A 19,030-nucleotide genomic window follows, 5' to 3' on the forward strand; every position below is an offset into this window, starting at 1 on the left:
TATTTGGAGCGGATTCTAAAGCACATGCCAAGCGGAAAGCAAGCCTTTTTTTTGCGATTCTGTGATGCACTTCACAGTTTTCGCATCATTTTATTCACATCTTAAAACGAAGACATCATGCAGCTTATTATATGTAGCCGGCAGGGTTTATTCTCTAACAATACAGGAAACATAACAGCCATCCCGGCATCGCAAAGGCTTTTGATGGGACATCCCCGAACAGCGGTCCCGGCTCCTCCAGAACCCTTCGTTTTTTAAAGAACCCCCATGCCCGTGTCGGGCACAACGAAGCATGAAAATCCCCCTTTACCCCCCTTTGGCAAAGGGGGGATGGGGGGATTTTCATACAAAGTGGCCAGGAAGGATGCCAGCCCTCCGCTGATCATTTTCGACAAAATTCACAAATACCGGGACTGGAAAAATTATCTGAAGGGGGTTTACGACGGCTCCAGCAACGGGTACCGTTTTCTGGTGTCCGGCAGTGGCCGCCTGGATATTTATCAGAAACAAGGAAAAGCAGGAGGTTGATTTTCTATTGAAGCGGAATCGTGAACCATTTCTGTTGGTTGAGGCGGCGCTCGCCCAGCGGGAACCGTCAGCGCCTTTGAGGAAATTCCAGCAGTTTCTGCGGATTCCCGCACTGCAACTGAACGAAGCGGGCGATCGTTACCGGCTCATCGCCAACGGTGATCAGCAGATCATGGTTGCCCCCGCCTGGCTGTGGCTGGCAGGACGGCTTTGATCTGTATTATGTCCCCGGATTTCCTCATTATAAAAAGGGGCGACTCGCGCCGCCCCTTTTGGTTATCGAAAATTAGCGATTTAGAAGCATCAGGGAGTAGCCGTGCACTGCTGCGTGGACTGGAGCGATTCATTGCCCAAGGCATCCACGGCGGAGATCGTATAACAATATCCCGTCTGCGTAACTACATCTGAATCTACCGCCGGCGTGCCTGTGGCGGAAAGCCGCAGCGCTCCACCGCGATAGATTCGGTAAAGCGCCGCCCCGTTGTTTGTCCAGGCCAGATCTACTTTATAGGTGGCGGGAGGCCCTGCGGCCAGTAAGCCTCCTGTCGCCGTCAGCCCCGTCGGCGTATCCGGCACACTGGGCTGGGTCGTGGCGCAAACCGTTGCTGATTGGGCCGATTCGCTGCCCACCTCATTAAGAGAGGAAACCGCATAACAATACTGGGTATTGGCCGTCAGATTCCCGCTGACAATCGTTCTGGCAACAGAATCTTGTAAATAAACCCCGTCTTTGTATATCCGGTAGCCAGCGGCGCCGGCATCCCCCCAGGAAACCTGTATCTGAATCGGAGAAAGGGCGACCGCCGTAACCCCTGTGGGTGAAGTCGCAGCCGACGAGGCGCAAACCCTGTTTCCAGCCGCAGCCAGCGGCGTCTCCAGCCCCGCTGAGTCAACCTGTTTGATCTCATAACAGTACGTTTTGCCAGCCGCTACGGTATCCTCATAGGAAGTTGGAACCAAGGAAACAATCTTTACCGCCGCTGAGCCGTCATTGGGATCACGCCAAATATTGTAGCTTGCGGCATAAGCAGATGGCTCCCAGTGCAAGCTGATCTTTGTATCCGACAAGGCCAGCGCCGTGAGAGACACATAACAGGTCGCGTTGTCGCCGAACGGGCTGGGGTTGCCTGGCGGCGTAACCTTCTTATCCGCATAATCCGCCGCCGCTCCCTGCAAATCAAAGGTTTGAACCGCGCTGGCGGTGCTGCCTCCCAGACTGGCGCGCGCCTCCAGTTTGACGTTGACCCAAAAGGCGTAGTCCCGCGCATAGGTAAGACTGATTGTACTGTGGCCGGAGCTATCCGTAACTGATGCGGTGACCGAAGCCACATTGCCCGGATCGAGGCGGCTGTTGGCATTCTGATCTTCCCCGTCATCAAGAACGCCGTTATAATAAGCAGTAGCGCCCTGACCTAACCCATCCTCGTTAGCGCATGCCGGAATAACCGGGCTGGTTGACAAATTAGCGGAAAGTGTCTTCATCTGCAGCCATCCGTCCCCGTAAACATAATAATGTCCCTTCATGTAATATTGAGGCGTTACCGTTGCCGTGACAACGGCGTTCGCAACCGGCCTCCCGCCTGCATCCGTCACCAGGGCCAGATAATCCTTCCGGTACATGTTCGGCTCCAGTTTCGCGATTGTCGGTCCGGTAGCAAGGGAGATAAACAGTGCCTGCCCGCCCACAGTCAAGGTCGTTGTTTGGTTGACTGCCGGCGTGTCCTGCACCGTTGCTGTTATCTGTACATTATTCAGACCGCCAGCATTGCCTCCCGCAATGTAATTGGTGGTGGCCGTGCCATACATGTCGGTTACCGCCGAACCCTTTGACAGCGTTCCCCCGCTGGCATCCTGAATAATCGTGAAATCAACCGTTTTCCCCTTGACCAGGTTATCTTTGTCATCCCGGACAATGGCCTTGATCAGGCTCTGCTCGCCTGTTTGTCCGGCAGCGTTGGTGTTGATGATCGCCGGAAAAGCCGAGAGGTCAATTTTATCGGCCGTTGTCGCCACGAAAATGATCGCAACCTGAGCTGAAGCTTGAGGATCGCCCGTTGTATAAGCGGAAAGCACCGCAGGACCTGCATTAACAGAGGAAACATTTGCCGTTGCCTCACCGGAGGCGTTTGTGTTGACGCTTGATGCACTAAGCGTCCCCCGCGTCGCCGTGAAATAAACCGTTTTCCCGGCAACTGCAGTGCCGCCCTCCGTGTAGGTGACGGTAAATGGCTGCGCGGTATTGATCGACACCTCCGCATTGGCCTTCGGAGTGTCTGTTTTGACGGTCAGTTTCGCGTTATTGATCGTAAGCGTCGCCTGAGACGAAACGCCGATCGCCGAAGCGGTAATGGTATCACTCACCGTGTCGGTGGCGTTTTTGACGGTGACCTTTACCTGACCGCTGCTGTCCGTAGTGTAATTAGAAGCCGGGGTAAAAGAACTTTTTCCGGTTGACGACGCAACGGAAACCGTCTTACCCGCAATCGCCCCGCCCGCCGAATCCTTCAGCGAGATGGTCAGTTGCTTGCCGGTACCATCGTTAAACGGCAGCGAAAATGCAGGAGGATCGATGCTGATATTGGTGCCGGTAACCGCAACCGCATTGGTGGCTGTCTTGCCACCCGTCAAGGCAGTCAAGGTAATGGTGCGGTCAGTCGGATCCCCGCCGGCGCCGAGTTTGGCCGTGGCCATGCCGTTTGCATCGGTAACAGATTTTAAATCGGTCAGCATCCCGGAGGTTGCCGAGAAGTCAACCGTCTGGCCTTCCATGGCGCGGTTCTGACTGTCCTTGACCAGCGCGGTCAGCGTAACCGGAGATGCGCCATCGGAATTGAGCTGTGGACTGCTGACCAGCAGATCGACGGAGTTCGGCGCAGGGGGGGCATCGGTTGTCCCGCAGACTGTGATGCTTTTAGCCGATTCATTGGTGAAAGAGTCCGTGGACGACACGCTGTAACAGTACTGGGTATTGGGCGTAAGCCCCCCTTCCACGATTGATGTAGTCGTGGCCGGCGCAACAGCTCCCAGCAGCGTGTCACCCTTGTAAACCTTGTACCCCGTGACCGCCGAACCGCCAGAATTTGTCCAGGAGAGCGTTATCTGAGTTGATGAGTTGACCGTTGCCGTAACACCTGAAGGCACAGTCAATGCCGTATTGACGGCAGCATTGCTGGTCGCTCCAGAAGATTCACTGCCGGTGCTATCGATAGCCGTAACCAGATAAACATACTGGGTATCGGCAGCAACCGCATCGGTGTAGGATGTTGATACCGTGGTCGCAAGGAGGGCGCCGTTCCGGTATATTTTATACTGCGCTGCCCCTGCGGAGGCAGTCCACGCAAGGTCAACCTGCGTGGGAGACACGGGTCTGACAATCAACCCTGCCGGATCCGCGGGCGGTATGGCATACGTCGTCGCACACAAAGAAGTGCTGCTCTGCGCGGACTCTTTCCCCGCCGCATCGGTCGCCGAAACGCGATAGCAGTACTGGGTACTCGCAGCCAGATCCGTGCCGTCCGCATACGTCAACGTCCCGGCCGACGGGATCGTCTGAACCGAAGTGCCATTGCGGTAAATCTTGTAACCGGCAACTCCTGTCCCGCCGGAATTCGCCCAGACAATCGTTATCCGCGACGACGTGTTGGCCGTGGCCGAACTCATCGTCGGAACCGTCAAGGCGGTGCTGATCGTAACCTGGTTCGAAGCGCCGGATGACTCGCTGCCGGATGCATCTACCGATGCCACTTTATAGATGTTCTGGGCATTCGCCGTCGCACCCGTATCCGTGTAGGTCGTGCCTGTTACCGGTGACAGACTGGTATCTATCTTGATGCCGTTTCGGTAAATATAATACTCCGCAGCACCTACCGACGCTGACCAGTTCAAAATAACCTTGCTGGAGCTTTCTATAAAGGTTGTCAAATTAGCCGGATCCGCCGGCGGCAGTCCATACGTCGTCGCGCACAAAGAACTGCTGCTCAACGAGGACTCTTTCCCGACCGCATCGGTTGCCGAAACCCGGTAGCAGTACTGGGTACTCGCAGCCAGATCCGTGCCGTCCGCATACGTCAACGTCCCGGCCGACGGGATCGTCTGAACCGAAGTGCCATTGCGGTAAATCTTGTAACCGGCTACTCCTGTCCCGCCGGAATTCGCCCAGACAATCGTTATCCGCGACGACGTGTTGGCCGTGGCCGAACTCATCGTCGGAACCGTCAAGGCGGTGCTGATCGTAACCTGATTCAAAGCGCCGGATGACTCGCTGCCGGATGCATCTACCGATGCCACTTTATAGATGTTCTGGGCATTCGCCGTCGCACCCGTGTCCGTGTAGGTTGTGCCTGTTACCGGTGACAGACTGGTATCTATCTTGATGCCGTTTCGGTAAATATAATACTGCGCAGCCCCTACCGCCGCTGACCAGTTCAAAATAACCTTGCTGGAGCTTTCTATAAAGGTTGTCAAATTAGCCGGATCCGCCGGCGGTGGATTCAGCGTTGCGGCACACACCTGACTGCCGGCAACGGATTCGTTGTTTAAAGCGTCGAAAGATGAAACTCTGTAACAGTAAAGGGTGCTGGCCGTCAAACCATTGTCTGCTGCCGATGTGGTTGTTACATCAGTCAACTTTTCACCCGCTTTGTAAACTCGATAACCGGTTGCCCCGACTGCTGCCGTCCAGGTAAGGCTAATCCGCGAATCAGAGACGGCGGTTACAGTCAACCCAGTGGGGACGGGAGGAGCAGCTATATTTGTCGTAGCGCATAGTTGAGTTGTCCGGGCGGATTCGTTGCCGGATGCATCGTAGGCAGTAACTGCATAACAGTAGCTCGTATCGGGCGTCAACCCTGTATCGGAAGCAGTGGTAGTTGTTACTGCCTTGATATAGACATTCCCTTTGTATATCTTATAACCGGTTGCTGCGGCTGACGCCGTCCAAGTCAGGTTGATCTGCGATTGAGAGATAGCCGTTACCATCAAACCAACAGGCACGGGAGGAGCTGTTATCTGTGTTGTAGCGCTTAATTGAATTGTCCGGGCAGATTCATTGCCCGATCCATCATAGGCCGAGACTGAATAAAGATAATCCGTATCCGGCGTCAAACCTGTATCAGCGGCAGTTGTATCTGTTACCGACTTGAGATAGACGTCCCCTTTATATATCTTATACCCGGTTGCGCCGACGACAGCAGACCAGGAAAGATTAATCTGCGTAGGAGAAACAGCCGTGACAGTAAATCCTGAAGGAATATCGGGCTTCGCAAAAATAATGCCTGGGTTTGCGGGGTCACTGAGACTGGTCAGAATGGTGGAAGTGGCATCTCCTCCGGAGATATTCGTCGCTGATTGCTGAAAGGTGTCAATATTTGCACTCAAAGCAGTTTTGGCGTCGGCGGCGGATAGATTAGCCGTACTGCCATCGGTTTTCGCCACAGTCAGTTGCGTGCCATTCTGCTTGCCATCGAAAACACCGTCTTCGGCGTCCTTAGCCAGCGCATTGACAAGTGCAAAAGGTTCCATGCCGCCTGTAGAAGCGCGCTGAGAAATCCCCGCCATGACCAGGGCGTAGTCAACTCTCGTCTGGGAAACGCCAACCGCTGAATTGGCAACGGTGGGATCTATCGGAACATTTTTGACAATATCAAGGATTCCAAAATACTCTCCGATCTTTGTGTTAGCCGCTTCAATGGCCGCGGCAACATCTGTTATTTTGTTCACCTTAATATCCTGACGCGCCCGGAGTGATGCCATGTGAGTTAGCGGGGTTACATTTACCGTAACTGTACCGCTGGCGTTGGAAAGCACAGCGCTCAGGGGAGACGTGACGGTAATGATGTTCCCGGTAGCCCAGTCCTTGTAAGTTCCACCGGTGCTTTCGAGCAGGATGGGACCGGTATAGTCGCCCAGATTTAAGGAATAATTTCCATTGGCAGCCGTAGTGGTCGCCGCGCCGATCGAGTCTCCCCTGGTACCGTCAGCATTGAGCTTATGCGCACGCACCGTTGCTCCCGCGACAAATCCATCCACAACAGCACCTGCTACTGTTGTCGCGGCGGACGGCGGAGTTGGGGTTGGAGAGGAAGGGGAAGACGGTGGAGCATCACTCAGGCCGCCCGAGCCGCAGCCAATTACCGATGCCGCCAGCAGTAGAATCATATATTTTTTAAGTGCAGAAAATAATCTTCTCATAGCCCTCTCCTTAGAAACAAATTCATGCCCTTACTCAAAGAATTGCACATACCTCGGTACTCTGGGCCGATTCGTTGCCAGCCTCATCGACGGCGGAAACCCGGAAACAGAACTTGACCTTGGGGGTCAAGTTCTTATCCGACATCGCTGTTTTATCCGTCGTCGCCAGATATTTGCCGTTTTTGTAAACCTTATAACCCTTTACTTTCCCGGAATCGTCGGCAGACGGTTTCCAGGAAACCTTTATTTCTGAAGAGGATACAGCGGTAATGGCAATGCCATTAGGCACTGTGGGGGCAAGCTTATCAACCGGTTTTTTCTTACTGCAGCCGCTGAAGCATAATAACGTAAATACCATAACCATTGATAATGAAAACAAAATAGTCCAACGTTTCATAATAAAAACACCATTCCATTATTTTTCGTTCAAACAACAATTATTTGCTTAATATTTTAAATTCCCGCGCCAGCCGCTGGGCCGTAGCGATCTGCTCGGGATACATCCAGACCGTGATCCGGTCCCGGGCCGCCTTGGCCTTTCCAAAACCCTGCGCAGTGGCAAGGTTGAACCACATCAGCGCCTGAACTTCGTCCTGCTGCACGCCCATACCCTTTTCATACATGGAACCCAACGTAAACTGGGCCTGGGCGTTGCCCCTTTCCGCCGCCTTAAGGTACCACCCGGCCGCCTCCATGTGGTTCTGCGGAACGCCTTCGCCCATATCGTACATATACCCGACATTTGCCTGCGCTAAAGCATTACCTTGCGCAGCGGATTTTCTGAACCACTGCAATGCCTCGCCCAAATCCTTCTGAGCGCCCCGCCCCTGGTAATGCATCAAGCCCACCTTTAACTGGGCGTCAGCATCGCCCTTTTCGGCCAAGGATTTCAATTCGCGGTACAGCTTTGCATACGCGTCTTCCGGCTTGAATTCCCGGGCCATTCTTTGCGCTTCAGTTATCTGCGTGGGGGTCATTTTGGCGGCCAGCGTGTTTCTGAATTCCATTGCTTCCGCATCACCCTGGGCAGCGGCGAAGATAAACCACATGAGCGCCTGGGGATAGTCCTTCGCGATCACTCCCTGCACGCCTTCGGCATAGATTGTGCCCAGAGTTGCCTGTGCATGAGGATGGCGCTGCTCAGCAGCCTTCCGAAACCAGTGGACCGCTTCCTGATAATCCTGGGGAAGCCCCCATCCCTGGTAATAGAGCGAACCCAGATTAAACTGCGCATCGGCATTGCCCCGCTCGGCCAGCGGCCGTAGCTCCCGCACCGCGGCCGCCGCATCCTCCGGTCTGTAGTTTTTGATCCCTTTTTGGTAATGCGCTCCGGCGCAGCCCCCGATACCGCCAATGATTGCAGCAATGAACACCATCAGAATAAACCCGGTGAAACGTTTCATAATTCCTGTCTCCCTGAATAATCACACGCTAAGGGACATTGCTTTCTAAAATGCACCCTGAATCCCGGATGCAACCGCCGGATTCAGGATGTTGGGAGTGATGAAAATCAGCACCTCTTCCATTGACTCGCTTTTCCCTTCTCCCTTGAAAAGCCATCCCAGTACGGGAACATCTTTTAACCACGGAATCCCATTAACATTTTCCGTGTTTCTTTGTTTGGTCAATCCGGAAATAACGATCGTCTCCCCATCCTGCACGATGAGACTCGTTTCGGTCTGTTTTTTTATGATGTAAGGGTTGCCATCCACCGAGCGACTGGGATCGACCTCATCCTTCTGCACCAGAATTTTCATCGTTAAATTCTTGCCGTCAATGACATGCGGGGTTATCTCCAGGCGGAGAACCGCGTTTTCAAATTTGACGGATTTGGTTGTGGTGCCGCCGCTGTTATCGGTTGTAACATACGGAACCTTCTCGCCGTTTTCGGTAAAGGCCTTCTGATTGTCCATCGTGGTAATCGAGGGGCTGGAAAGGATATTCAGCTTGCCGTCCTTCTGCAGGGCACTTAATTGGATCTCAAGAATATTTTCCCCGATGGTGCCGAAGAGCAGCCCCAGCGACCCCGATGCCGTTGCCGTCATGGCTGCCGGAAAATTCACCCCGAATCCCTGGCCGGATATTCCCGGAGCGCCGGCGGTTGGCGCATAATCGCCCGTAAAGGCCGAGCCGGGGGCGACAGCCGTTCCTCCTACCCCCCCCGGGGTAATGTACAACCCCTGGCTTCCCACCTTGTGTCCGTACATGCCGCCCCACTGGATGCCAAGATTGCGGGCGGTATCCTTGGTTGTTTCCACGATATTGGCCTTGATCAGGATCTGCGGGGTGGGCTTGTCTATCTTTTCAATAATCGGCAGAAGCCTCGTAATATCCTGGCGCGTGGCCTGAATAATCAGGGCATTGCTGTGCTCGTCAACCTTCACGGAACCACGGGTCTTGCCATCCTTGTCTTTGGGAAGCAGATCCAGCAGATTTGCAGTCAGCTTTTTGGCGTCTGTGTAATCGACATTGACCACCCTGGTGACAAAAGGCTCTACTTCTATTTTCCCCGTTGACATCACCGTGACAATATTGCCTTCTGTTTTCCGGGAAAGTCCCTTTATTTCCAGGATGGTGTCAAGAGCCTGGTCCCAGGTGACATCTTTCAGACTAACGGTTATCGTTCCTTTCACATCATCGCCGGAGACGATGTTGACATTGCCCTGCTCGGCAAGCAGGCGAAAGACGGCTTTAATGTCAGCTTCCTGGACATCGAGTACGATCCGGGAAGCGTTGACGGCTCTGGGGGCCTCTTTTTTCGCACCTTCCGGGGCGACGCTTCCACGCCGGTAAGCCTGACCGTTTATGCTGCCCGTTTTTTCCTGATTAGAGTTTGCAGGAAACGCAGCGACTCTCGTTACGTCCGGAAGCGATGCCACGTTAAAATCAACAATAACATCATTCCCTTCCTCGCGGATACTGAAGGGCGCTTTTTGATTCATTTCGATTGTGGCAATTGCCCAAAGACTCACTTTATCGGATTTCTGAACAGGGGTTACCCGAATTACATTGGTCAGCACCGTCTCGCCGAGGGAACGCCGCAGCCCCTCCGGGACGAAGGTATTGTCCATGCGAACGGCAATGGCGCTGCCGGCTTGCCGATTAGCATCAGAATCCGCCTGCTCAACAATAACGACGGAATGACGGGAAAGAGAAAACTTTACCCGTTCCTTACCCGGTAGTTTTTCAAAGGAAACATTTTCCAAGTAACCGGCCTCCGCTGTTTTGGGAGGAACCGTCTTTATCGCGTCGCCTGCGCCCCATGCCTGCGCCAAAAACAAAGACTGCACGATAGCCGTTAGAAAAATGCCCTTGCCCCATCTTCTTGCCCGCTTCATATTTTCTCCCCCGAGTTCTGCTCTATTTTTCACCGATCCTTGTGCAGAAACATCTCGATACGATTTACCTGTTGTTTCTTTGTTTTTTGCTGATCTCCCCGGACAATCTCCTCAATAATCACCCTGTCGTCGAGAATTGCGGCAACCCTGCCGTCATTTTTACCGATGTGCGTTCCGATAAAAAGCGGGTAATGCCTTTTGGCGGCTTTATCCTCCACAATCGCCATTCTCTTGCCTTGATCGCCGGCGATCCCGACCAGCAGGAACTTATCAATATCAGCCTTTTGCAGCGGGGAAAGCGCCTTATTGCTTACCGCCACCGCCTTTTTCTTGAGTTCTTCGGCCTTCTTGCTGATTACGGCCATGTTCGTTTCCATGAAAGGCTTGAACGGATCCGCCTTCCCGCGGGCATTGTACTGGTAAAAGGGCGTCCCGCCGGCTGCGGTATTTGCCGTCGTTTTTCCGGCGGCCACTGCCTGGTCTTTGCCGACCGGTTTTTTCGAATCCGCAGCCCCCCCCGACAAGGCGCCGACAAGGAGCAAAATCGCTGCGCCCACGGCTATGGCAAAACCTGAAGTTTTCAGTCTCATTGTTTGCCTCTGTCCACGAACATATAGGTTTTCATCGTACAGGAGGTTGTCACGGTCACTGCCCTGCCGTTTGCCGGCGTTGCCTCGGCGATGGCAATATCCTCGACATTCACAATCCGGGAAAGTTTCGCCGCCTTGGCGAAAAAGGAGACGGTATTGTGAAAAGTGCCGGATAGTTTAACCGATATGGGAATCTCATCATAAAATTTCGGAGGCTCGACCGGCTGGGCAGGCGCGCCTTTCTGAGGCGGCTTTGCAGGGGGCGCCGCCTTGGCCGCGGGAGGAAGCGGCGCCGGGGACTTCGGCTCAAACAAAAGGAAATTCACCCCGGCTTCCTTGCCGGAAAGAACCACCGAGGCCAGCAAACCAGCAATTTCCCGCTGGTTGGGGAGCTTGAGCAGCGCCGTACTGAAGGCCGCATTGAGCTGTTCGACCTCTTTTTTATATTTGCCGATTTGCGCCGCCGCCTTTTCCTTGGTCGCTATCTGACCTTCCATTTCGGTAAGCTTTGCCCTTAACGACATCTGGCCGGCAATGATGCCCTGCAAGAAAAACATATAGTAAAAGTAACCTATTAGCAGGCAGAAGACAAAAACGATCAGCCCCTTCACCACGGGAGAGAGTTTTTTCAGGTCCTCCAGATTGAAATCCACCTTCATTCCCCCTTGCTGTTGACAACGCAGGTGATTACGAATTGCTGCAGCTTTACGCCGACCACCTCTTTTTCCCGCGCAACCACCAAATCAACCCGGCTGATGAAAACCGTCTTTTCCAGACTCTTCATGAAACGGGCCACCGTGCCATTGTCCCGCGCCATTCCTTCTATACGGACTTCCTGACCTTTTTGCGTTACCTTCTCCAGCCAGAGCTCCTTGGACGGCACGAGCAGATTCAGCCCGTCCAACAGGCGCACCGGAAAAGAGCGGTTGGCTTCCAGCGTGTTGATTACAGCAAGCTTTTGTTCCAGATCATGCTTTTTTTTCTTGAACTTCTCTACGTCGCCTACCTTCTTGTCCAGGATCAGGAGTCTGGCCTCCGCCGCGGCTTCCTTGCTCTCCAGTTTTTTCAGATCGGCGCTCAGATATAGATGCACGGCGATGATTATCAGTAAAAAAATGATCACTGCCCCGGAAATGATAACTATCTGGCGTTGCAGGTTATCCTTTTTTTCCTTCTCTCGATAGGGGATAAGATTTATTTTTATCATTTGTCGCCTATTTTTCGCAGCGCCAGCCCGATACTGACAGCAGCAAGGGGCCCGAGCAGCTCCGCCGGGCCTGCTTCCAAAACCTTTTTATCAAGCTTGATTTTTTTGAACGGATCCACAAGCGCCGTTTCTATCCCCAGACGCCGCTCCATCTCCCCGGCAATGCCGGGCGTAAGCGCGCCGCCGCCGGACAGCAGCACCCTGCCGATATTCTCCTGCCCAAAGGTGGAATGGAAATAATCAATTGACCGCTCGATTTCGGAACAAATCGCATCGGCATAAGAGATCAGTCCCGCCCGGAAAAGCTCCCGCGAGGGCGGATCATCCCCGCGACCCTCAATTTTCGCCGTTTCCGCCTCTTCAAGGCTAATCCCCAAGCTCGCAGCCAACGCCTCCGTTATGGAGTCGCCCCCCAGGTTAAAATCGCGCGTAAAAATGGACATCCCCCCCTTCACAACATTCAGGTTGGTTATGTTTGCGCCGATATTTACCAGAACAGCGAGGTCATTTTCCTCGAAATCGTAATTTTCCTCGTACATTGTTTCTACGGCAAAGGAATCCACATCCATGATGACCGGGGTCAATCCGGCTGCCGCCACAGCATCCGTGTAACCCTCGACGAGCTCTTTTTTAGCGGCGACGATGAGAACATCCATCTGGCTTGAATTATAAGGGTTTTCCCCTGTTATCTGGAAATCGTAATCGACCAGGGACATATCGTCAAAGGGCAGATATTTATCCGCTTCATCGTGGATGAGGGCGCCCAGTTCACTCTCTTCCATCTGCGCAAAGCTCGCCTTCTTGATAATAACGGAGTTCCCGGAGATGGACACTACAACCTTTTTTCTCTTGCAGCCTGATTTTTTGTAAAGCTCCTTGATTACGGCTGCCAATGCCCCCGCCTCCGTAACCGCCCCATCGACTATCACCCCTTTGGCCAGGGGCATCATTGTGAATCGGCTTAAGACCTTTTCCTTGGAGGTTTCGGTCAGTTCCGCAAGCTTGATGCAACTGGAGCCAATATCCAGACCTGCAAGAAGATTACCCCCCGAAAACAAACTATTTATATCCAACATACGCTCACCGTCTTAAATGCGCCTTATTTCTCCTTGCGGTAAACCAGATCGCCCTTCTTGACCATCCCCAGCTCGCTTCTTGCGGTCATCTCTATGTAAGACAAATCGTCTCTTAACAGCATTATATTTCTTTTGAGGGCGATATTTTCGATGGTCAACTGGTGGTTGCTCTTCTTTATTGCCAGAAGTTGCTGGTTTTTACGGAAATTGTCGAGCAGTCCCCTGTCACCGAACGTGATAAGGAGCCCCATCAATAACGCAGAAATTAACAGGTACCTGCCGATTTTCATTCCTTCGCATCCCGAGTTATGAAAAAATCTTTGTTATAGAGAAGCTACGATGCAGATATTACAAAAAAAAAATATTTGTGCAAGTATTTTAATGATAGAAATTCAATTTTCCGCAAAATTTTATGGAAGCGCGGAAGGCAGAAGCTGCTGAGGCTCGCCCAGAATAAAATCGCCGCGTTCGATCCATTCTTTCAAGATTACCGCAATTTCCCGGGCCTTGAAATAGCTGGACACCGGTGAAGCAGGAATTATCTTTCCGTTCAGGGTTATATTGCCGCTCCGGAGCTCCTTATAGCTTACCTCCCCCAGACTCTTGCTGATACCTTTCGGATAGTCCATGCTGTAGTCATAGACCTGTGTGAAGATATCCTCATCCTTCACAGCCGTGTAGCGGGCCATTTCTTCGTTCAGGACCGGAATCGGGATGCCGATCCCGACAAAGAGAGAAACCCCGTATCCCAGAATGCTGGCCCCGGCCAGCCACTCGGGACTCATCTCCTTGAGATTGCCGATCGTCGCAATAGTCCCGGCGCCTTCCTTCGGGACGCCGTTTTTCCCGCGCCTGACCTGGGCATTGTGCTGCGTCCCCGGCCAGGCGACGAACCCCTGGGCGCCGCCGAGGAAAATCCGCGTCCCGATGCCGATCGTCTTAAAGTAAGGGTCATTGAAAAGGGGGCTGAGCTGCCCCGCCGTCGCATAATTGGCATTGGCCATCCGCGGCCGCAGCATTCCCATGTATGTGTAAATAGTCCGGTCCGATACATTAACGGCGCAATTATAGTTCTGATAGGCATTGCGGGGGTTGAAAAGGGTCGCATCCCGAAAATCCTGGAGGGTGATCGTCCGTTCGTATTTTCTGGCCGGATAGCAATCGGTGCCGTACCCCTCCGCCCGCAGACGAACCACGTTTCCCGCCACCAGATCCTGCAGGACGTAGCCGCCGCCATAATTAAACTCCCCCGGATAGACGCTGTTGAGCGGATCCCCTTCCACAACTTCGGTGGCGCCGAGGTAGCAGTCAACCGCGGCGAGCCCCCCATAGGCGGGAACATCGTTGAGCCAGACCTTCGAGGCGCGGATTTTCGGGGCGGTGTGGCCGAAATTCAAAAAAGCGCCGGACGAACACATCGGGCTGAAGGTTCCGGTCGTGACGACATCTACCTTACGGGCCGCCTCAACATCCCCGTTTCTCTCCACAACGTCGATCATCTCTTCCGCGGTCACGACCACCGCCTTGCCCTGGCGGATTCTGTCGTTGATCTCCTGATACGTCTTGCTGACCCGAAGCTTCTTCATAAAACCTCCACTGGTTGGGTAATTGGGGTCAGAGTAACATTAATTTTAATTAATGTTACTCTGACCCCAATTACCCCGACGTATGACCGAAACCGTTTTCGCCCCGCGCGGTTGGCGACGTCTCCCGGCCCAAATCCCAAATCACACGGCAAACCCGGTGCACCACCATCTGCGCGATCCGGTCGCCGCGTCTCACGACAAACGGCGCCTGCCCATGATTGATAAGAATCAATTTTATCTCGCCCCGATAGTCCGCGTCGATTGTGCCGGGGGAGTTGACCAGCGTCACGCCATTCTTCAGGGCAAGCCCACTGCGGGGCCGCACCTCCGCCTCAAACCCCTCGGGGAGAGCTATGGTGAATCCAGTTGGAATCAGTTTTCGCTCCCCGGGCAGCATCGTCACATCCCCGGCAACGGCCGCGGGCAGGTCCATTCCTGCCGCCTGCGCCGTCATATACGCCGGCAGATCAAGATCATCGGCGCCCGGCAACCGGACAATAGACACACGGATTTCTTCAACCATTTTCAACCTCTGAGGTAATTGCAAAACTCCCCATTCTTGTCATTCCCGCAACGATTCTGAGCGGGAATCTGGTTCTAACTGCTTGAAAAACCATATTCCCGATAGAGACATTCGGGAATGACAAATGGTTTTGCAATTGCCTCCCCTGTCAGGTCTTTTTGGGAAACGGGGCCCAGGGCCGCCACGGCCAAGGCGTCGTCGCGAAATATCCGTTCGGCAAGAGATCGTATTTCCTCTCTTTGCACAGCATCGATACGGGATACGACCTCCTCCGGAGTTATCTGCCGTCCAAAATAAATCTCGTTTCTGGCCAGCCCCGTCATCCGGTTATCGGTGTTCTCCATTCCCAACAGATAGTTTCCCTTCAGGAGTTCTTTGGCCGAGTTCAGTTCTTTTTCGCTGATCAGCTCGGCAGCGCAGCGCGCCAACTCCTCTTTGATGACGCCCAGCGTCTCTTTGAGAGTCGCGGCTTGCGTGGCGACATAGACTCCAAAAATCCCGGCGTCGCGATAGGAGGTCAGATAGGAGCCAACATCGTAGGCTAGCCCCCGCTTCTCCCGGATTTCCTGAAACAGCCGGGAGCTCATACTCCCCCCCAGCACGGCGTTCAACAAAAAGGCCGCATGCCGCCCATTGTCTATCGCCGCAGGCGCCGTTGCCCCCACAATCAAATGCGCCTGCTCCAGTTCCTTGTAAAAAATGGCGGTCCCGGCCTGGGGCGCCGGGGCCTCAATCTGGTCAACTATCTCCAAATCCGGCAAGGTCCGGAACGCTTTCTCTATTAATTCAACTATATGAGCATGCTTTAAATGGCCCGCGGCGGCGATCACCAGATTCTTCCCCTTGTAACGGTCATGGAAGAAACTCAGCAGGCCGTCGCGATGCAGGGATGCCACCCGCTCTTTTGAACCGAGGATGTGCAATCCCAAAGGATGCTCTTTCCAAAAGAGCCCTTCAAAGAGATCATAGATGTAATCGCCCGGTTCATCCTCGGCCATCCGGATCTCCTGAAGCACCACCGCCCGCTCCTTATTTATGTCATCCTCGTCGAAACGAGAACTCAGAAAAATATCGGCAAGCAGATCAACCGCTGTTTCAATGTGAAAGTCGGGGATTTTTATATAGAAGGAGGTGGACTCCTTCCCGGTGGCGGCATTCATTATCCCACCGACGGAATCGATGGCGGCCGCAATCTCGAAGGCGGAGCGCCGCTTGGTACCCTTGAAAAGCATGTGTTCAATAAAGTGGGCAGTTCCGTTATTGACGTCGTTTTCGTGACGGGAACCGCTTTCAACCCAGATTCCGATGGAGATAGACCGCACATGGTCTATCTCCTCGGATACAATCCTGATGCCGTTGTCCAGGACGGTTCGGCTGACCATGTTATTCGAGCGCTTCCTTCCGGCTAAGACGGATTTTCCCCTGCTTGTCGACTTCGAGCACCTTCACCTTCACCTCGTCGCCTTCCTGCAGGATATCGGTGACCTTGTTTACCCGCTCCTTGGCAAGCTGCGATATATGCAGAAGGCCCTCCGTCCCGGGGATGATCTCGACAAAGGCGCCGAAATCCACGATCTTCTTGACGGTGCCGGTATAGATTTTGCCGACTTCCGCTTCCTCGGTCAGCCATTTCACCATCGCCACCGCCCGGGATGACGCATCGGCATCGGAGGACGCGATGGTTACAGTGCCGTCGTCCTCGATGTTTATTTCGACCCCGGTCTCCGCCACAATCTGGCGGATGTTCTTGCCGCCAGACCCGATCACGTCCCGGACCTTCTCCGGACGAACCTTGACAGTGGTGATTCTCGGCGCGTGTTTCGACATCTCTAACTTCGGCGCAGCCAGCGTCTCGCGCAGTTTTTCGATAATAAACAGCCGCCCCTCGCGGGCCTGACTCAGGGCCTTGCGGAGAATATCCCTGGTCAGATTGTCGATCTTGATATCCATCTGCATGGAGTTTATCCCCTTAGCCGTGCCGCAGACCTTGAAGTCCATATCCCCGGCATGATCCTCGTCGCCGAGAATATCGGTAAGAACGACCACCTTGCCATCCTCCTGCAGCAGCCCCATCGCCACCCCCGCAACGATTTCCCGAATCGGGACACCGGCGTCCATCAGGGCCAGACAGCCGCCGCAGACGGTCGCCATCGAAGAGGAACCATTGGAGGCCATAATGTCGGAGACGACCCTGATCGTATAGGGGAAAGAATCCTTCGTAGGCAAAACCGGAAGCAGCGCCCTTCTGGCCAGCGCCCCGTGGCCGATCTCGCGCCGACCCGGACTGCGGAGCGGCTTGGCCTCGCCGACCGAGTAGGGGGGAAAGTTATAATGGAGCAGGAAAGAACGCGTCTCCTCGCCGGCAATATAGTCCATCCGCTGCTCGTCATGGGACGTCCCCAGCGTAACCGTGACTAACGCCTGCGTCTCGCCCCGGGTGAAGATCGCCGAGCCGTGGGCGCGGGGCAGCATGCCGACCTCGCATGTTATCGGACGCACCTCCGTGCTGCTGCGGCCATCAATCCGGCGATTTTCTTTAATAATCATTTCGCGCAGGATGCGTCTTTCCAGCGATTCGACAATCTCCAGTATCTTGCCCTTCAGCCCGGGGTTTTCCGCCGTCAATTCCTGGACGACGTTTCTACGGACATCGCCGAGTTTGGCGTAGCGCTCCAGCTTTCCCGCGATCGAGTAGCCCTCTTTGAGCCCCGGCAGGGCAATTTCCGTAACCTTTGCTACGAGAGCCTCATCCACAGGGGGCGCCACAAAAACCCGTTTCGGCTTGCCGACCTCGCCGCGCACTTTGTCCTGCAGGTCGATCACCGGACGCATCGCCTCCAGGCCGAAGCTGATCGCGTCAACGACGATATCCTCTGCCACCTCGTTCAGTGCCCCTTCGAGCATCACCAGGTTGACATCGTAATCCCTTCCCTCCGTCCCCGGAACGATCTTGCGCCCCACCAAAAAGAGGTTCAGCTCGCTTTTTTCCTGAAGCGCCAGGGGCGGATTCGCGAGCAAAGCGCCTTCCACACGGCAGACGCGCACCCCGGCAATTGGCCCTTTGAACGGGATATCCGAAATCTCCAAAGCCGCCGAGGCCGCAAGCATCGCGGTCACATCGGAATCGTTCTCTTCATCAACGGAAAGAACCGATGCCACAAGCTGGGTTTCATGAAAATAATTTTTGGGAAAGAGCGGCCGGATGGAACGATCGATGATCCGTGAGGTCAGAATCTCCTTTTCGTTTGGACGCCCCTCCCGTTTGAAAAAACCGCCCGGGATCTTTCCCGCGGCGTAGGTCATCTCCTGATAATCAACCGTCAACGGGAGAAAATCGCCGCCCTCCCTTGCCGTTTTCAGAGAAACGGCGGTTACCAGAACGACTGTCTCTCCATAAGTGGCCAAAACCGCGCCGTCCGCCTGCCCAGCCAGATAATCCGTTTTCAGGGAGATTGTTCTGCCTGCAAATTCCGCACTGAATGTCTTACTCATACTCACCTCTTCAATTAAATGTTTGCGTGCGGAACGTAAACAGCGCAGCAAGTAAAAGGCAAAAGCAAAAAGCCGGCTGCAGGGAATCAAAAACCAGCCGCTAAGGCATCTTTCCCCGGCACGCAACTTTTTACTGTTTACTTTTTACTTCCTGCTTCTGCCCAATGTCCCGCACAATTGTCTGATGCTACTTCCTGAGACCAAGACGTCCGATCACCGTCCGGTAGCGTTCGACGTCCTTCTCCTTCATATAGTCGAGCAGTCTGCGTCGTTGGCCTACCAGTTTCAGCAGTCCCCGTCGAGAATGATGGTCCTTCTTGTGCGTCTTGAAATGTTCCGTCAGGTACTCTATCCTGGCGCTCAAGAGAGCGACCTGAACCTCCGGAGAGCCGGTATCCTTCTCGTGCAACTGATAATTCCCAATAATTTCTTTTCTTTTGCCTACATCTAACACTTCTTTCGTCCTCCCTTAATTAATTGCTGTTATAACGAAAATCAACA

The 19,030-nt window shown here is 53.9% G+C and carries 16 protein-coding genes; 2 read left to right on the forward strand and 14 right to left on the reverse strand.

The window, feature by feature from the left end; all coding sequences use genetic code 11:
• Nucleotides 1–351: 351 nt before the first annotated feature.
• A complete protein-coding gene (locus M0P74_04865; protein ID MCK9362912.1) occupies nucleotides 352–528 on the forward strand; it encodes an AAA family ATPase in 177 nt (58 codons plus the stop codon).
• 7 nt (nucleotides 529–535) lie between these two features.
• Nucleotides 536–742: a hypothetical protein gene (locus M0P74_04870; GenBank protein ID MCK9362913.1), complete on the forward strand. Its 207-nt coding sequence runs from the start codon at nucleotides 536–538 to the stop codon at nucleotides 740–742.
• 89 nt (nucleotides 743–831) lie between these two features.
• Here the strand turns inward: M0P74_04870 and M0P74_04875 are convergent, their stop codons facing one another.
• The 14 genes from M0P74_04875 to rpsO form a co-directional block, all read right to left on the reverse strand.
• On the reverse strand, nucleotides 832–6,717 hold the full coding sequence (locus M0P74_04875) for a fibronectin type III domain-containing protein (protein ID MCK9362914.1): 5,886 nt from the start codon (nucleotides 6,715–6,717) through the stop codon (nucleotides 832–834).
• A gap of 34 nt (nucleotides 6,718–6,751) precedes the next feature.
• On the reverse strand, nucleotides 6,752–7,114 hold the full coding sequence (locus M0P74_04880) for a fibronectin type III domain-containing protein (protein ID MCK9362915.1): 363 nt from the start codon (nucleotides 7,112–7,114) through the stop codon (nucleotides 6,752–6,754).
• Nucleotides 7,115–7,154: 40 nt separating this feature from the next.
• Nucleotides 7,155–8,120, reverse strand: a complete 966-nt coding sequence (locus M0P74_04885) for a sel1 repeat family protein (GenBank protein MCK9362916.1) — start codon at nucleotides 8,118–8,120, stop codon at nucleotides 7,155–7,157.
• A gap of 45 nt (nucleotides 8,121–8,165) precedes the next feature.
• Nucleotides 8,166–10,088: a type IV pilus secretin PilQ gene (pilQ, locus tag M0P74_04890; GenBank protein ID MCK9362917.1), complete on the reverse strand. Its 1,923-nt coding sequence runs from the start codon at nucleotides 10,086–10,088 to the stop codon at nucleotides 8,166–8,168.
• Entirely contained in the window at nucleotides 10,085–10,645 is a 561-nt protein-coding gene (locus M0P74_04895; protein MCK9362918.1) for a pilus assembly protein PilP, read from the reverse strand. Before M0P74_04895 ends, pilQ begins: the two co-directional genes overlap by 4 nt.
• Nucleotides 10,642–11,298, reverse strand: coding sequence for a type 4a pilus biogenesis protein PilO (locus tag M0P74_04900; GenBank protein ID MCK9362919.1), 657 nt, complete (start codon nucleotides 11,296–11,298; stop codon nucleotides 10,642–10,644). Before M0P74_04900 ends, M0P74_04895 begins: the two co-directional genes overlap by 4 nt.
• Before the next feature lie 2 nt (nucleotides 11,299–11,300).
• Nucleotides 11,301–11,852 (reverse strand): PilN domain-containing protein, encoded by a 552-nt coding sequence (locus M0P74_04905; GenBank protein ID MCK9362920.1) that lies wholly within the window; start codon nucleotides 11,850–11,852, stop codon nucleotides 11,301–11,303.
• Nucleotides 11,849–12,928 carry a pilus assembly protein PilM gene (locus tag M0P74_04910; protein ID MCK9362921.1) on the reverse strand — a complete coding sequence of 360 codons (1,080 nt, stop codon included), beginning with the start codon at nucleotides 12,926–12,928 and terminating at the stop codon, nucleotides 11,849–11,851. Before M0P74_04910 ends, M0P74_04905 begins: the two co-directional genes overlap by 4 nt.
• A gap of 23 nt (nucleotides 12,929–12,951) precedes the next feature.
• Nucleotides 12,952–13,218 carry a septum formation initiator family protein gene (locus tag M0P74_04915; GenBank protein MCK9362922.1) on the reverse strand — a complete coding sequence of 89 codons (267 nt, stop codon included), beginning with the start codon at nucleotides 13,216–13,218 and terminating at the stop codon, nucleotides 12,952–12,954.
• Nucleotides 13,219–13,338: 120 nt separating this feature from the next.
• Nucleotides 13,339–14,514 carry a homocysteine biosynthesis protein gene (locus tag M0P74_04920; GenBank protein ID MCK9362923.1) on the reverse strand — a complete coding sequence of 392 codons (1,176 nt, stop codon included), beginning with the start codon at nucleotides 14,512–14,514 and terminating at the stop codon, nucleotides 13,339–13,341.
• A 70-nt stretch (nucleotides 14,515–14,584) separates the two neighbouring features.
• On the reverse strand, nucleotides 14,585–15,037 hold the full coding sequence (gene dut / locus M0P74_04925) for a dUTP diphosphatase (protein MCK9362924.1): 453 nt from the start codon (nucleotides 15,035–15,037) through the stop codon (nucleotides 14,585–14,587).
• Between the two features lie 74 nt (nucleotides 15,038–15,111).
• Nucleotides 15,112–16,419, reverse strand: coding sequence for an insulinase family protein (locus tag M0P74_04930; GenBank protein ID MCK9362925.1), 1,308 nt, complete (start codon nucleotides 16,417–16,419; stop codon nucleotides 15,112–15,114).
• 1 nt (nucleotide 16,420) lies between these two features.
• Complete coding sequence (locus M0P74_04935) at nucleotides 16,421–18,529, reverse strand: polyribonucleotide nucleotidyltransferase (protein MCK9362926.1); 2,109 nt, start codon at nucleotides 18,527–18,529, stop codon at nucleotides 16,421–16,423.
• 187 nt (nucleotides 18,530–18,716) lie between these two features.
• Nucleotides 18,717–18,983, reverse strand: coding sequence for a 30S ribosomal protein S15 (rpsO, locus tag M0P74_04940; protein ID MCK9362927.1), 267 nt, complete (start codon nucleotides 18,981–18,983; stop codon nucleotides 18,717–18,719).
• Nucleotides 18,984–19,030: the final 47 nt, after the last annotated feature.

The organism is Syntrophales bacterium, assembly GCA_023229765.1.
GTDB lineage: Bacteria > Desulfobacterota > Syntrophia > Syntrophales > UBA5619 > DYTH01.